Source organism: Photobacterium kishitanii (genome assembly GCF_003026355.1).
Classification (GTDB): Bacteria; Pseudomonadota; Gammaproteobacteria; order Enterobacterales; family Vibrionaceae; genus Photobacterium; species Photobacterium kishitanii.
The window spans coordinates 387490-403372 of sequence record NZ_PYON01000001.1; the positions used below are offsets into that span (position 1 = coordinate 387490).

Genomic DNA, 15883 nt, shown 5'->3' on the forward strand with positions numbered 1-15883 from the left:
TATTTCATTTTTTAGAACCTATTCTAATAACCCTTAGGTATACTCTGCCTAATTGCTTTATTTGAATATGTTTTATGTCTGGAGTGACCATGCAAGAATTTATCGCATTCAACGAACAACGTGCTGAAATCTACTGGTGGATGTCTTCACTTTTCGCCCGTGAATTAAGTGATGCCGACCTACATGAATACCATGGCGGTGAGATGTATACATTTCTGTCTGGTCTAGGTATGACAGAAGAATTAAAAGCACCTGTTGATGCCTTCCGCGCAGCAATTAAAAAATCTCATGCTCGCAGTGACGAACAACTAGAACTGGCTGCTGACTTTTGTGGCTTATTTCTAAGTACTCCCAAATCAGGGGCACTACCTTACGCGTCAATGTATGTCGGAAAAACAGGACTATTAAACGACAAGCCAGCCCAAGAAATGCATGAGCTTATGGCCTCTTTTGATATCGCACAGCGTAAAGAATTTAATGAGCCAGCGGATCACCTCGCGATTGAATTAGATTTCATGGGTAATCTAATTATCATGGCTAATCAGCAACAAACCGAAGAACAACGTGAAGCACTAATGCAATCACAACTGTCATTCATCGATACTATGTTGCTAAACTGGTTACCGTTATTTGCTAAAGAATGTCAACGTCATGACCACTTTGGCTTCTATGCTGCTGCTGCAAACCTGCTACTTGCATTCTGTATGCTAGATAAAAAATTCCTCGCGGGTGAATAAGTTTTTTAAGCACTAACAGTACATTTTAAACGCCCTTTTTTAACCAAATAAGGGCGTTTTTTATGTCTCATTTCTAAAAATTGCTAATTTTAGAATTTAGCAAGTTATTCTTCCAAAATATTTATATTTTAAGCTGGTTTTATATTGCATAACCACGCACTAAATTAAAAATAGCCATTATTCCCCCAAATAATAAAACCATTATTTATCATATGGTTAATCTGCACAAAAAACGCATAACACATTGAAATAATAGTAGTTCTCATTACCGAGCGTTATTTTATGCATAAGCTCATTTTTGATTTTTTATATTGTCATACAAAAAATTAAAATCTGATTCAGATCAACTAATTGTATTGATTTAAGTCATAAAATCATGAGGTAATACTTATAAAGTATATTTATTCATAGCTAACAAGGTTGATAGATGGACTCGCATGCAGCCCTTTTTGAACTCGGCCAGAAACGTCTTGCCGAACTTCGAAAAACGAAACCTCTTCGTGAGGGATCTTTCCAAAAAAAATTAGAAAAAAATGGCATTACTCGTCGTGACTTCATGATTTGGAGTGCGACCATCACTTCATTGCTGGCACTACCCTTACCTTTTAGTACCATGGTTGCGGAAGCTGCTGAGCTTTCTGACCGTGTACCACTTATCTGGTTGAGCCTTGCTGAATGTACCGGTTGTTCTGAGTCATTAGTGCGTAGCACTACACCGGATATTAGTACGTTATTGTTTGAGCATGTTTCGCTTGAATATCAAGAAGTACTAATGGCAGCAGCTGGCGATCAAGCGGAAGAAAACCTTGATAACGCCATGAAAGCTTATAAAGGTAAATATCTACTTGCAGCTGAAGGTGCAGTACCAACAGCCAACAATGGTACTTTCCTAACATTAGGTAGCCAAGCTGAAACAGGCCTATCACTAATTAAGCGTGTTGCAGCAGATGCAGCAGCTGTTATTTGTGTTGGTACATGTTCATCTTACGGTGGTGTCCAAGCAGCACGTCCTAACCCTACAGGCGCTAAAAGCGTGGGCGCAGTCATTGATCGCCCAGTGATCAATGTTGCTGGCTGTCCACCAAATCCAGCCAACATTACGGGTACATTAATGTACTACATCATGTTTGGTCGCTTACCTGCATTGGATATGTTTAACCGTCCTAAATGGGCTTATGGTGCACGTGTTCATGATAACTGTGAGCGTCGTGGTCACTTTGATGCTGGTGAGTTTGTGACAGAGTTTGGTGATGATAATGCCAAACAAGGTTACTGCTTATTCAAAATGGGTTGTAAAGGCCCTTACACTTACAATAACTGCCCTACTGAGCGTTTCAATGCTCATACTAGTTGGCCAGTACTTGCAGGTCATGGTTGCATTGGTTGTTCAGAACCTGATTTCTGGGATGACATGGCAGATTTCGAAAAACCATTAAGTCGCCAACCAATTCATGGTTTAGATGCCACTGCCGACACGATTGGTGCGGTTATTTTAGGTGTCACAGCTGTTGGTATTGGTGCACACGCAGTCAGTAGTATTTTTGCTAAAAAAGTCGAGGAATAATTCATGAGCAAGCGCGTCGTTATCGATCCTATTACTCGTATCGAAGGCCACTTACGCATCGAAGTTGAACTTGATGCAAATAACGTAATCAACAAGGCATGGGCATCTTCTACCCTGTTCCGTGGTCTTGAAATTATCATGAAAGGCCGTACACCGTACGATGTTGGTCTACTAATGCAACGTATTTGTGGTGTATGTACATCATCACACTACCTATGTGGTACGTTAGCAGTTGAAGATGCAATTAATGCACAAGTGCCTTTAAATGCGAAATACATTCGTAGCTTAATCTTAACTACACTACAAATGCATGACCATATTGTTCACTTCTACATCCTACATGGACTAGATTGGATAGATGTTGTTTCAGCACTAAGTGCAGATCCAGCCAAAGCCGCGAAAGAAGCAATGAAGTACTCAGCCACGCCAATTGCGGCTGGTGAGGGTGATCTACGCGCCGCACAAGAGAAAGTACAAGGCTTAGTAAATACTGGTAAGTTAGGTCCATTTGCAAACGCTTATTGGGGTAACAAAACTTACAAGTTCACTCCAGAGCAAAACCTTATTGGTCTAAGCCACTACCTTAAAGCACTTGAAATTCAGCGTATTGCGGCAGAGTCAATGGCTGTTTGGGGTGGTAAAAACCCACATCCACAATCCATTGTTGTTGGTGGTGTAACATGTGTACGTGACATGTTAGATCCCGCTCGCTTACAAGAGTTTAAGCAAAAGTATGTGCATGTTGCCGAGTTCATCGAACGTGCGTACCAAGCTGATATTCTAATGGCAGCAGCAGCTTACGGCAAAGAACCAAGTGTATTGGGCGGCTGTAATGTTGATACTTTCATGTGTAGCGAATCAATTTTGCTTAGCCCTGATGACCACCTTTTTGTCAGTGGCGTGATCCGTAACAAAGATTTAGCTAAAGCTGAAAATATCGATCTTAACCTGATTGCTGAAGATGTGACTCACTCATGGTATGACGCTAATAAGCCTCAACACCCATACGATGGCACTACAATCCCAGAACATACGCCATTTATTGAGCGCGATACCATCGTAGGTAAACGCCCTACTATCAATGAAGCTGGCAAATACTCTTGGGTTAAATCACCACGTTACAATGGCGAGCCAGTTGAAGTTGGTCCACTAGCAACTATGGTGGTTAACTATGCCAAAGGTAATCCTCGTGTTACCACGATTGTAAACGAGTTCTTGCAACAAACAGGCCTACCCGCTGGTGCATTATTTACCACCCTTGGTCGTACTGCTGCACGTATGTTACATACCCTAACGATCTCTCGTCATGGTTTAGAAACATTTGAATCTATGGTAACTAACCTAAACTCAGACCAAACAACTTACATTGAGCCAACCATTGATCCTAAAAAGGAATACAAAGGTGTTGGTATCATTGAAGCACCACGTGGTTTCTTGAGTCACTGGTTACGTATTAAAGATGCCAAAGTTGAAAACTACCAAGCGGTTGTACCAACGACATGGAATGCGGGTCCTATTGATGGTAACGGTAAAATTGGGCCATACGAAGCTTCATTAGTTGGTTTACAACTTGAAGATCCGAAAAAACCATTAGAAGTATTACGTGTTATTCACTCTTTTGACCCTTGCATGGCGTGTTCAGTACACGTAATGGATTACAAAGGCCAATCACTTAGTGAGTTCCGTATTCCAGCTCAGGCAATGTAACTAAGGATTCATCATGTCAACAGATACCGTGTTGTATAAACGATCCTATGTATTTTCATTCGTTATCCGTTTATGTCACTGGTTACGCGCCTTTGCAATCTTTGGTCTAGTGATCACAGGCTTTTATATTGCTTGGCCATTTTTGGTTGCTCCAAATAGTACCAATGTCCTTGAACAAGGCTGGATTCGATTAGCACATGAGGTGTTAGGCTTCATTTTGATAGCTGTTACACTGATTCGTGTTTATTTATTCTTTTTCAGTCGCAGTAACGTTGAACGACGCTCGGTTAAAGATGTTGTTAGCCCGAAAAGCTGGATTCAACAGATTAAAGCCTATTTTTGGATGGGTAATGCACCACACCATGGCGCTTATGGACCATTGCAACTTATGGTTTATGCAGGTATTTCTGTCGCTGCAATCTTCATGTGTGTGACTGGCTTAACGCTATATGCTAATGTATACCACTTAGGTATTGGTGGCATGATGTGGGAACCTGCTCAATGGGTCGCATACGCGATGGGCGGGTTAGATGAAGTGCGTAAATGGCACCATTATATTACTTGGGCATTCATTATTTTTGTGTTGATCCACGTATATATGGTTATTTGGACAGGGATCCGCTTCCGTAACGGTTCTGCTGATGCCATTATGTCTGGCTACGATTACCATCCAGTAAACGTAAAAAAAGCAGATAACGGCAATCATCCAGTCCAGCATCATGCTCACCACAATAGTCATTCAAAAAATAAAGGCCACTAGCGCAAATGAAGATATTGCTGCTTGGTATTGGCAATGTCTTGTACGCCGACGAAGGAGTCGGCGTACATTTCGTCAATTATCTCACAGAAAACTACCGCTTTACGCATCCCGACCATCAGATTGATCTTATTGATGGCGGGACGCTAGCGCATTGTCTTATTCCTACGTTAACGCAATATGATCATTTAATTGTGGTTGATACGGTTAACGCCGCAGATGTGGATGCTGGCGAAGTGTATTTCTTTGACTTCGACAAAGCCCCTGCCGAAATTGATTGGCAAGGTAGTGCTCACGAGGTTGAGATGCTACAAACACTTATCATGATGGAGTTGGTTGGTGATCGTCCAAAAACGTATGTTTTAGGCGTAACGCCAACAGTGTTAGAGCCGATGCATATGGGTCTAACCTCTAAAATTCATGCAGCAATACCGGTAATGGAATCTGCATTACTCAATCACCTTTCCGCATTAGATATCCACTGCGAAAAAGTGAATAACATCGATATAAATAGCTTAATTCCAACAGCTTATAAGCGAGGCGTTGAACAATGAAATTAATTCAATTTTCTTTTACCTGTTCACGCCCTGTGCCTTTTTATGCCCAATTATGTAACGATTATTTGGCTAACCAAACGTTAGAAATTACCATTGGTTATGATAAAAACCGTTACTTAATTGAAGCCGTTGGTACTCAACCACAGCTTGAAGCATTAGCAGATCAAATAGCAAAAGACTTCTTATTGTCTATTTGGTTGGTTGATTCAACGGTTAAAGAAATTCGCCACCGTGAAGGTCGTGTCGTTCCTTTACTCACCTCACCGCATCATTTGCCATTTTGCAGTTACTGCGAGCCAGCATTAGGTGATAATCAATCAGAGCTGTTTGGCGAAATTTCTATCGCCTGCTCACATTGTCATGGTGAAACATCGGTTGAGGCATCAGTCGACTATAAACAGATCCAGCAATGGGCTGAAGCGGTAATAAAAACCGGTCATGTGACTTTTAACTTACCGTTGGCGAATAATCACCAGCATGAGTTTCATTTAAGTCGTGGCCCAATTGCGACTACTCGTAACCAGCGTCAACAAGTGATTATTTGTAATCCTAATAATGTACCGATGCATTTTATTGTACCGTCACTGCATGTGTTAGCATTATCAAGTTTAGAAAAGCCACGGGTTACAGTACGTGCGAAACAACATCATGCCCAGCTTGATCAACCACTGTATGATCTCTGTTTCAGCTATAATCGTATCTTAACGGTATTAACAGAAATACTGCGAGTACGCGGTATTGATTATCTACACATTGAAACTAATCACCAACAACCTTTAATTGCCCGTATTAATAAAGGTTGGAGTCAGGTTTGCAGTGATCCTGTCACCCACCCATTAGTGCCTTTTAAATCGGTTGAGCCTTTACATGATCAAGCCTGTATCAATGGTTTAAACGCCTATTGGAGCAAGCGTCGAATTCGGTTTGATTACCAACCTAATCACTCCAATGATGCTCCTGCGCATACACTGCCTATTTGTGCTCTACATGGCGGTATGCTGGAATCAGGTGTCGGTCGTCACAGTGCGGCGATTTATTTTGGTCGCTATTGCGCAGGTGAAATTGTTAGCCAAGATAAATTCACTCGTACTGATACTTTCTTAGTAATGCCAAACCTACCACGTTCTGGCTCTGAGATGATCGCTACATTAGCGGCGGGTGAACAAGCTGAAGTATTAGCTAAATTTAAGCATCAAATTCCCGTTAGTTATAACGCACTCAACAAGTTAGTGTTGAATGAGTGCAATGATCAGCTATCAGGTTTATTTGCACTTGCTGCGATAATATTAGGCCTATCAAAATCAAGCCAAGATAATGTCCAATATCTTAATGATGCGCTGATCGCTAAATCACTGCAGAATGCCGATAATAAAGGCCACCGTGTCGATTTCTCATTAGATATGGTTGATAGTCAGCGCACTATTGATTGGGCAAAAATGGTCGGCAGTTTAATGAGTTTCTGCTTAGTGGTTGATGAAGTCGATTATGACAAACTCGCTTTTGGCATTATGGATTCTCTAGCTGACTATATTGCTAATTGGATTGAGCGTATGGACGAAACCACTGGCATTAAAGCTGTTACCCTTGCTGGTAGTGATTTTGCCAATGAAGTGCTGGCTGATCGCATCTGCTTACGAGTGGGTAAAAACTTCCCTATCGTGGTTAATCGAAAACTAGAACTTGATGGTAGCAACCTCAGCGCTGGTGCATTGTTCTTAAAAATGCGCCGCCGTTAATCCGTTATCACCACCATTATTTAAAGCCCAGTATGAGTTAAAAATGTATAACAAATTACTGGGCTTTATTATTTACGGCGATTGTAGATACGTCAGTGCTTTACAGGCTTTATTACCATTACTTAGCATCAACAAGTTTCTATACTGACAAGCTTCAAACCAATCCGTACCATGTAGATCTAATGCCTCCGCTTCAAATATATCTAAATTAATATTATCCGCACTCGCATATTGATAAAGTTCTATCTTTTCGTCATGCCATTTTCCTTCCCAGCCATCAGTCGCACCAATAGCGAGATAATTCAGATGGCGATGCTTTTCAAAACCGGCCTGTACAGCTTGATCAATTTCTAATTGGATAGGCTCTTTATTAACCCCCATTGCAGGGCCAGTTAGCATAACCAATGCTGCTGCCATTAATATATTTTTCAAAGTGATTCCTCGTATTAAAATATGACTAACTGCTAAACAAGATTGAACTAACCTTTTTTATGCTGATAATGCTGAAACAATTCTTGCCATACTTTACCAGGCACTCCCGATCCAATAATTTGGCCATCAATGCTGATCACAGGCTTTAACTCTTCAATGGAATTTGACACCCAGACCTCATCAGCATTTTTCAACATTGCTGGGCTTGGAGCCAACTCATAGACCTGATAGTTAAGTTTTTCCGCAATCTGAAGGATAATATGACGCGTAATTCCAGATAAAATGTTATCAACTGGAGGCGTATAGATCAGGTTATCTTTCACCATAAATAAATTGCTGCTTGCGGCTTCAACAACCACCCCATCTCGTACAAATAAAGCCTCATTTTCAGCTAAATCATTACAATATAACTGCTGATATGCCAATACATTAGCCAGTAAACTGGTCGCTTTAATATGGCAATTTTGCCAACGTTTATCGGGCTGTAATGTAGCAGCACAACCTTGATATTCCATCGTTACGGTTGGTGTAAAAGGAGTAGCGAAAATCAATACTGTTGGCTCTGATACAACAGGGAATCGATGCTTTCGAGAAGCTTCAACGCCTCGCGTTACCTGAATATAGAGCATCTGTGCCGCTTCACGTGTCGTCAATACTGTACGAGATATGGCGCGCCAATCACTCAGCGTATAAGGCGATGTAATCCCAATCGCCGTTAAGCCATTCAGTAATCGTTGTAAATGAAGATCCCCTCCCAGCATTTTGCCGTTATATACCGGTATCACTTCATAAAGACTATCCCCAAATAAAAAGCCGCGATCAAACGGTGATATTGCGACCTCAGTGATTGGCATATACTTTCCATTAAAGAACGCCAACTGGTTATTATTCTGTTTTGTCATAGCCCTACTCGTTTCAACTATCTAATTAGTGCAGGTTATGGGAAAATTATAGGATCAACAAACGACTTCTGGTTACCCAATCATGATAAACAGTCATACTAAGCTGCGATATCAACGCCTTCCTGCTCAACAATCTATTCGCGTTTTTGAAGCAGCAGCACGACACTTAAACTTTACGCTTGCGGCTGAAGAGCTGGCGATGACTCAAAGTGGGATCAGCAAACAGATAAAAGCACTGGAAAGCTTTCTCAATACATCGTTGTTTATTCGTAAAGGGCAAAAAATTTATTTAACTGATATGGGACGGTTATTTTACGACCGCTGTGTCGAAGCATTGGATTGCCTACAACACGCTGTTGATGAGATCCAAGGTCAAACAGGACAATTGCGATTACAGGCTCCACCAACATTCGCATGTCGCTGGCTGATCCCTCGCATGGAGCAACTACACAATAGTTTGCCTAAACTATCATTGCATATCGAAACAACGTGGCTACGCTCTATCCATGATCATATTCAAGCTGAGACAAATCAATTAGTTATTCATGCTTGTATCAACTATCCCTTTAATAACTTACATGCTGAACTACTTCGAAAAGAATCACTGTTTGTCATGGTCTCCCCTCGTTATATGGCTCGTCATGGTGACATTGATTGCGCTAAAGATTTAGTTGGAAAAACGCTCATTCACACTCGCATTGATGGACATATTCATTGGGAAGCTTGGGCTAAAGCAATGGGAGAAGAGGCTTTAGATACCAGTAAGGGCTATGAATTCGAAACATTAGATATGGCACTTTCCGCGGCAGAAAACGGTTTAGGCGTATTAGTTTGCGACTTATTATTTGCGCTTAATGCATTACGTAATGGTCGCCTTGTCATTCCGTTTAAGATGCCAATAGTAACTGGATTACGTTATTTATTACTGCGCCACCTAAATAGCAGCTATCAGCCATTACAGCAGAATTATCGCCAGTGGTTACAACAACAAATTCATCAAGATAACCAAGACATGGCCGCATACCTCACGGAGCTAGGTTTTGATAATCAAGATCAGCGTAAAGGTATTTGATGTTTATATTTAAACCATCACCGATATAAATAAATAAGTAATAACTTATCATTCTACCTTTAGTATATAACGTCATAAACACTATATATAACACATCCTCAACAAAAATAATTCTTATTAATTCAATAATCTAACTGGATTAGTAAGAATTATTTCATTTCTTTACTTTTGATTAAAAATAAATCGTGTAACATTTTATGTGCCATTTGTTATACAAATAAATTATTAATATCATTTTAAAGGATATCTTCATATGAAAATAAAACCTCTATTATTATCAATAATTACTGCGCTATCATTTAATGCTTATGCATATAATGACACCCAATCATACCCAATAGAACATAACGCAAATTCTATATCCAGCTCACAATCAACTATTAATTATATTGCTCATCATTTGTTAATTAACGTGAATGTTAAACAAAACTTTAATGAAAAAACAAAAGAAAAAAAACAGCTCGTTGATATAATATTAAAAAATAATGGGGATAAACCTATCCCGATTAGTGACTGGTCTATTTATTTTGGAATAAGACGAGATATTCAAGATACCGTCAATGATGGATTCATTATAAAACAACAGCTTGGTGACATGAAAACCTTAACCCCGATAGCAAACAGTAAACCTATTAAAGCGGGTGAATCTCGTGTAATTACACTGAGTAGTAATTATTTTATTATTTCTAATTCAGCTATTTTACCTAACTGGTATGTTAGCTCAAGTAAAACAAAACCCATTATTATTGATAGCACCAAATTTGACGACCCAATTTTTGTTAAACCGTTCACATCAAACATTCAATTAAAACGTTCACCACAAGATATTATTCCTTTAGCTACTCCTAAGACTCGATTTGAGCAATATAAAACAAATTCAGATCAAAACTTAAATGACTTTGCAATCACACCAACACCTAAATCTATTATCCCCCAGCAAGGAAAGACAACTATTGATAATAGTTGGTCTATTGTATATACAGAAAAAAATAAACCTCAAGCACTTGCATTGTATAATGCGTTACGTCATGAACTATCAACCACTAATACTCCAACGTTAACTAATGCAGCAATAGCACCTCAAACTAAAGTAATTCGATTAATTGATCATGACGTTGGAAAAGAAGCCTACACACTTAATATCAATAATAATCATATCGATTTAACAGGCAAAGATGCTGGCTTATTTTATGCCCAAAAAAGTTTGCTTAGTCTAATAAAACAACATGGTAAAACATTACCCAATGTTGTAATTAATGATAAACCCAGAAAGCCATACCGTGGTTTTCTATTAGAAGTTGCACGTAATTTCTATACTAAAGACACCATTTTTCGATTACTTGATCAAATGTCGACATACAAAATGAATGTCCTCCATTTACATTTTTCTGATGACGAAAGTTGGCGTCTTGAAATACCCACTCTTCCAGAGCTCACAGAGTTTGGTGCAACGCAATGTCATGATATATCAGAAACTAAATGTTTAATGCCCGTACTAGGCGCTGGCCCTGATAAAAAAACGCAATATTATAGCGTGGAAGATTATAAAGACATATTGAGATACGCTAATGAGCGTCATATTACAGTCATTCCTGAATTTGACATGCCAGGCCATGCACGTGCTGCTATTTATGCAATGGAGTCACGTTATCGAAAATTGAAAGCAGAGGGTAAAATAAACCAAGCACAACAATATCGCCTTTTAGATCCGTTAGATACCACTCAATATAAGTCTGTTCAACTATATTCAAATAACGCCATTAATGTTTGTTTAGATTCAACGTACAATTTTGTTGATACTTTGCTTACCCAAATGCAAAAAATTCATGCTGATATTCAGCCGCTCAAAACTATTCATTTAGGCGGCGATGAAATAGCTGGTGCTTGGGTTAACTCCCCTGCATGTAAGAAACTCATATCAGACAACAAACACCTTAACTCAACCGAACAACTTGGCGAGTATTTTTTCAATAAGGTTACTCAAATATCAACCCAGCATAAACTTGAATTACATGCCTACGGTGATGCTTTCGATCATAAAAACCAGACGATAAAAATCAAAGGCAACCTTGTAGCGCAAGTCTGGAATAGTATATGGGAATGGCAATCAGGTGGGCGAGCAAATCGGCTTGTTAATGCCGGATACGATGTCATATTAAGTAACGCACCTTATTTATATTTAGATCAGCCACAAGAAGCCTCACCACAAGAACGGGGCAACCCTTGGGCGACTCGGTTTATTAATACCGAAAAAGTATTTAGTTTCACGCCAACAGATGTTTATAAGAATATTGATATATTCCAAAATGGTACAAAAATCACCAATGAAGACATTACTAATGGCTCTCTTGGCTCGTTACCACCAATAAAGCCAGCAGCAGCAAAACATATTTTAGGTATTGAAGCGGCAGTCTTTGGTGAAACTATCCGCACAGATGAGCAATTAGAATATATGATTTACCCTCGCCTGATTGCGGTAGCTGAACGTGCTTGGCATGAAGATAATTGGGAAAAAATTGAAAATAAGGCGCAACGCAATAAAGCAAAGCACACCGCTTGGGAGGAGTTTGCTAATCGCTTAGGTAAAAAAGAACTGTTACTAATGGATAACTATCATAACCATGGAAATAGCATTCACTACCGATTGCCCATGGTCGGCGCTAAAGTGGTTAACGGTAAACTCATTGCAAATACTGAATATCCGGCGGTAAAAATCCAGTATTCAATGGACAACGGCAGCCACTGGCTTGACTATTCAACCCCCGTAAAAATCTCCCATGATAAAAAAGTCTTACTGCGTACATCTTCAAGCAACAATCGTTATAGTCGAGTCACACAACTCGATATAGGCCAAGAATAACAATCATTAAATGATAATAGCTCCATACATTTAAGGTAATGGAGCTATTTTATATATAAGCCTTACTATTGTTATTACTGCTGGAAGCAATACCTCATAACTTGTAGCTGTAACAAAACATTCAATAATTACCACACATACATTCCTATTAGGTTGATAGCCTGCGGTTTCCATCATCCGCAATCAACCTAGAGAAGCCCGTTTGCATGACCCATTTCGCGATTCTACTCGTTATATTTTCATCACTTCTGCATGCTGGCTGGAATATTTTAGGTAAGAAAAATACGGGCTCAAGCTTGGCATTTGCTCTTGCCGCCAGCAGTACAATCTCACTGCTGCTGTTGCCCTATCTCATTTGGTTTTTATCGACTATCGGCATCAATAGCCTTCCCGCTAATTTCTGGTATCTCGCTATATTAACGGGTATCGCTCAAACGGTTTATATCATGGCATTGGTCACTGCCTATCAATATGCAGATATCGGGGTTATTTACCCGATAATAAGAGCACTCCCGGTATTGATGGTCGCGATTGCAACAACCCTACTCGGTCAACCATCAACGTGGTTACAATGGCTTGGGTTTGGATTAATCACTATTGGCTGTGTTGTTATTCCATTGCAGCGCTTTAATCAATTCAATATCAGGGCTTATTTCAATAAAGGGATGTTTTGGTCACTGATCGCTGCCCTTGGAACAACGGCTTATTCGGTTATTGATAAATCAGCCCTGACGATTATTACTCACATCGCCGATCCTATTTTAGCCAATCAATACAGCGCGCTATTTTATTTAGGGATCCAATTTATGATGATGCTGCCGCCACTACTGGTTTGCTGCTGTTATAACCGCAATCTTGAACCCATTATTCAAGCATGGCAGATTAAATACAGTGCCGGCCTCGCTGGAATTATTATGGGTATTACCTATTGCTTAGTGCTACTCGCGATGACAACCACCGCCAATGTCAGCATGGTAGTCGCCTTACGCCAGATCAGTATTGTTTTTGGGCTGATTATGGGGGTGCTGTTTTTAGGTGAGAAATGGTATTTAACCCGCACAATTGGCGTAAGTCTTATCCTTTTAGGGCTTATAGCGTCATTGGGGTTAAGGGCTTAAAAATGGAAAAATGAATACTTTTTAATGTGAAACCCCATTGCAGTATAGCTATGGGGCTTTTTATTATTAAGATCTAGCCGAAATGCATTTTACGATGACAATTGGGGCATATTGCTTGCACATTATCAAGTGAGTCCTGATCACCTTGAGACAATTTGATTTGTCTTAAATAGAAAAAAATAAGGCACTCGCCATGTGAAATTTTATTTCATCTATTTTTTTAATACAATATACTGCATATCGATTTTTTGCTACCATCCAGGCCATAATCGGAGTAGTATAAAATGACGAAAAAGTTATATTTAGTTTTAGGGAATGGTTTTTCTATAGATTTACTTTCTCATATTGGTAAAAAAGATATTATCGATGTTGTTAATTTATTTCGTTATGGTGCAGATGTAACGTGGCCATGTAATGATATGGCTGGATTTTTATCTTATCGTCATTGTCCTAATTTATGGAATTTAGGTGCTAGGCCTAATATGTCTCCAGAAGAAGCAATGGACTTGGTCGAAAGGGTTATTACTTGTGCTAATGTTTTTGCACTTAGAAAAAAAAATGTGCCACACGGACTAGAAAATAACACAAATAAAATTTATGTTGATGCTTATCATGAGTTAGCTCTTTATCTACGCTCTCTTTTTACATTTTATAATTCTAAAGTTGAACGTATTCTTAGTGATAATTTCGATTGGCCTTGGGCTAAGTTTATAGAATTTGCAAATAAAAGTGATGAATATTCTGAAATTAACATTGTCACATATAATTATGATATTTGGTTAGAAAGGATCCTTCTAGAATTAGAAATACCATTTAGTGTTCCAGGATTAAAAGGTGGTGACGTCGACGGGGCAAAAATAAATATATATAAACCACATGGCTCTATTAGTTTTTATCATAAAACACAACAGGAATCTGATTATAATATACCTTATGGTCGCGATATATTTCCTGATGCTAGCACTAATCATTTTAACCTAAATCATAATATTGTACTTAGTCGTTGCTTAGTTAATGCGATGATTCCTCCTGCTGGTGATTCTACTAGAATGGCAAATACATGGTCAGGCCAAACTAGTCAAAATGTTATTCTTGAAGCTGGAGAACTTACTGCTAATGACGAGTTAATGATATGTGGTATATCTTATTGGCATGTAGATCGTGCTGAGTTAGATAATATATTAGTTAATGTTGATCCTCTTGTTAATGTTTATATGTTTAATCCAAATCCAAATAAATCGTTAAATGCCGTTCTTACTAGTATGTTTAGTAACTATGTATACCATACTAGTTCTTTTTCTCTTAAAGGAAGATATGAATAATGTTTATATTAAGCAGAGAATCAAATACTATCTCATTAGCTAATTTTTGGGAAAATGAACAATTAAACAAATATAACTATAGCCCTGGTTATCAACGCGATAGTGTATGGTCAGAAGAGAAACAGTCATTTCTTATTGATAGCATACTTAAAAATATACCAATCCCCCCTATTTTCTTGCATCAGATAATTGATGATAAGACAGGGAAAACAAAATATGCAGTTATAGATGGTAAACAACGTTTAACATCTATTATAAGGTTTATTAAAGGTGAGATTGGAAGTGTTTCTGAAGATGAAAATTCACCACTTTATGATGAAAGAATCTCAGGTATTAAATTTTCAGATTTAAAAAAAGAAGAGAATGAAGATTTAAGGAGATTTTTTTGGCGTTATTCTATTCCTATTGAATATGTTGATTCCTCAGATAAAGCTATAATTGATGCTATTTTTGACCGTTTAAATAGAAATGGAGAACCTCTTACCGGACAAGAACTGCGTAGAGCTGGTTTTTATGGAACAGACTTACTTAACACTATTGAATCTATAGCAAGTAATTCAATTTTTTGGAAGAAAAGGCTTAAAAATGTTGACATAAAACGAATGGAAGATAGAGAGTTTATATCAGAAATTTTATTCTATATGTTAGAGGATAATTATTTAAACTCAGATCAAAGCGTTCTTGAGCTATTATATTCTAAGTATTCAAAGAGTAATTTAATTATTGATTGGCATGAAGTTCGTTATAACTTTGATAAATATACCCAAGTAATGTCTGATCTTGATTTAAATTATTCAGGATTTAAAATATCAGGAGTATCTCATCTTTATGCTATTTGGTGTTTATCTATTTATCTCTATGAGAATGAAATTGATCCTGTGTTGGTTAGAATTAAATTAAATGAGTTTTATTCATTATTACGAACAGAACCAGACTCTTTAGATGATGTGAGCCAATATAAAAATAGCATGTCATCAGGAACTAAAGGTAGAGCTCAACGTCGAAGAAGAGTGCAATCTCTTATTAATTATATCAGCCAATAAAAATACAATCTTCATATTTAGCTATCATCTATAATATAAAACAGATGATAGCTGTTTCAACGAGAGGCTTCTATCC

At 38.4% G+C, this 15883-nt stretch carries 14 protein-coding genes; 11 read left to right on the forward strand and 3 right to left on the reverse strand.

Annotation, left to right across the window (positions count from 1 at the left end):
* The first annotated feature begins 89 nt into the window (after window positions 1-89).
* The 6 genes from torD to C0W29_RS01760 all read left to right on the forward strand — a co-directional run bounded on the left by torD (window position 90) and on the right by C0W29_RS01760 (window position 7058).
* Window positions 90-737 carry a molecular chaperone TorD gene (torD, locus tag C0W29_RS01735; RefSeq protein ID WP_045045013.1) on the forward strand — a complete coding sequence of 216 codons (648 nt, stop codon included), beginning with the start codon at window positions 90-92 and terminating at the stop codon, window positions 735-737.
* A gap of 427 nt (window positions 738-1164) precedes the next feature.
* Window positions 1165-2301, forward strand: coding sequence for a hydrogenase small subunit (locus C0W29_RS01740; RefSeq protein ID WP_036794300.1), 1137 nt, complete (start codon window positions 1165-1167; stop codon window positions 2299-2301).
* A gap of 3 nt (window positions 2302-2304) precedes the next feature.
* On the forward strand, window positions 2305-4008 hold the full coding sequence (locus tag C0W29_RS01745) for a nickel-dependent hydrogenase large subunit (protein WP_045045012.1): 1704 nt from the start codon (window positions 2305-2307) through the stop codon (window positions 4006-4008).
* A gap of 13 nt (window positions 4009-4021) precedes the next feature.
* The gene (cybH, locus tag C0W29_RS01750) at window positions 4022-4768 is read left to right on the forward strand and encodes a Ni/Fe-hydrogenase, b-type cytochrome subunit (protein ID WP_045045011.1); all 747 of its coding nucleotides are present in this window, start codon (window positions 4022-4024) and stop codon (window positions 4766-4768) included.
* Window positions 4769-4773: 5 nt separating this feature from the next.
* A complete protein-coding gene (locus C0W29_RS01755) occupies window positions 4774-5319 on the forward strand; it encodes a HyaD/HybD family hydrogenase maturation endopeptidase (RefSeq protein WP_036794296.1) in 546 nt (181 codons plus the stop codon).
* On the forward strand, window positions 5316-7058 hold the full coding sequence (locus C0W29_RS01760; protein WP_107174101.1) for a Kae1-like domain-containing protein: 1743 nt from the start codon (window positions 5316-5318) through the stop codon (window positions 7056-7058). The genes C0W29_RS01755 and C0W29_RS01760 overlap by 4 nt, the downstream gene beginning before the upstream one ends.
* Window positions 7059-7130: 72 nt before the next feature.
* Here the strand turns inward: C0W29_RS01760 and C0W29_RS01765 are convergent, their stop codons facing one another.
* Both C0W29_RS01765 and C0W29_RS01770 read right to left on the reverse strand, forming a co-directional pair.
* A complete protein-coding gene (locus C0W29_RS01765) occupies window positions 7131-7490 on the reverse strand; it encodes a hypothetical protein (protein WP_146145245.1) in 360 nt (119 codons plus the stop codon).
* Window positions 7491-7537: 47 nt separating this feature from the next.
* The gene (locus tag C0W29_RS01770; protein ID WP_052671633.1) at window positions 7538-8392 is read right to left on the reverse strand and encodes an aminotransferase class IV; all 855 of its coding nucleotides are present in this window, start codon (window positions 8390-8392) and stop codon (window positions 7538-7540) included.
* Between the two features lie 82 nt (window positions 8393-8474).
* Between C0W29_RS01770 and C0W29_RS01775 the strand changes: the two genes are divergently transcribed.
* The 3 genes from C0W29_RS01775 (at window position 8475) to C0W29_RS01785 (ending at window position 13442) form a co-directional block, all read left to right on the forward strand.
* On the forward strand, window positions 8475-9464 hold the full coding sequence (locus C0W29_RS01775) for a LysR substrate-binding domain-containing protein (protein ID WP_045045009.1): 990 nt from the start codon (window positions 8475-8477) through the stop codon (window positions 9462-9464).
* Window positions 9465-9717: 253 nt separating this feature from the next.
* Complete coding sequence (locus tag C0W29_RS01780) at window positions 9718-12324, forward strand: family 20 glycosylhydrolase (protein WP_107174100.1); 2607 nt, start codon at window positions 9718-9720, stop codon at window positions 12322-12324.
* Window positions 12325-12530: 206 nt separating this feature from the next.
* Window positions 12531-13442: an EamA family transporter gene (locus C0W29_RS01785; protein ID WP_045045008.1), complete on the forward strand. Its 912-nt coding sequence runs from the start codon at window positions 12531-12533 to the stop codon at window positions 13440-13442.
* A gap of 73 nt (window positions 13443-13515) precedes the next feature.
* On the opposite strand, the gene C0W29_RS21975 is transcribed toward C0W29_RS01785, so the two are convergent.
* Window positions 13516-13596: an HNH endonuclease gene (locus C0W29_RS21975; RefSeq protein WP_373455693.1), complete on the reverse strand. Its 81-nt coding sequence runs from the start codon at window positions 13594-13596 to the stop codon at window positions 13516-13518.
* A gap of 130 nt (window positions 13597-13726) precedes the next feature.
* On the opposite strand from C0W29_RS21975, the gene C0W29_RS01795 reads away from it, so the two are divergent.
* Both C0W29_RS01795 and C0W29_RS01800 read left to right on the forward strand, forming a co-directional pair.
* Complete coding sequence (locus tag C0W29_RS01795) at window positions 13727-14764, forward strand: hypothetical protein (protein ID WP_107174099.1); 1038 nt, start codon at window positions 13727-13729, stop codon at window positions 14762-14764.
* On the forward strand, window positions 14764-15807 hold the full coding sequence (locus C0W29_RS01800) for a DUF262 domain-containing protein (RefSeq protein ID WP_045045007.1): 1044 nt from the start codon (window positions 14764-14766) through the stop codon (window positions 15805-15807). The genes C0W29_RS01795 and C0W29_RS01800 overlap by 1 nt, the downstream gene beginning before the upstream one ends.
* The last annotated feature ends 76 nt before the right edge of the window (window positions 15808-15883 follow it).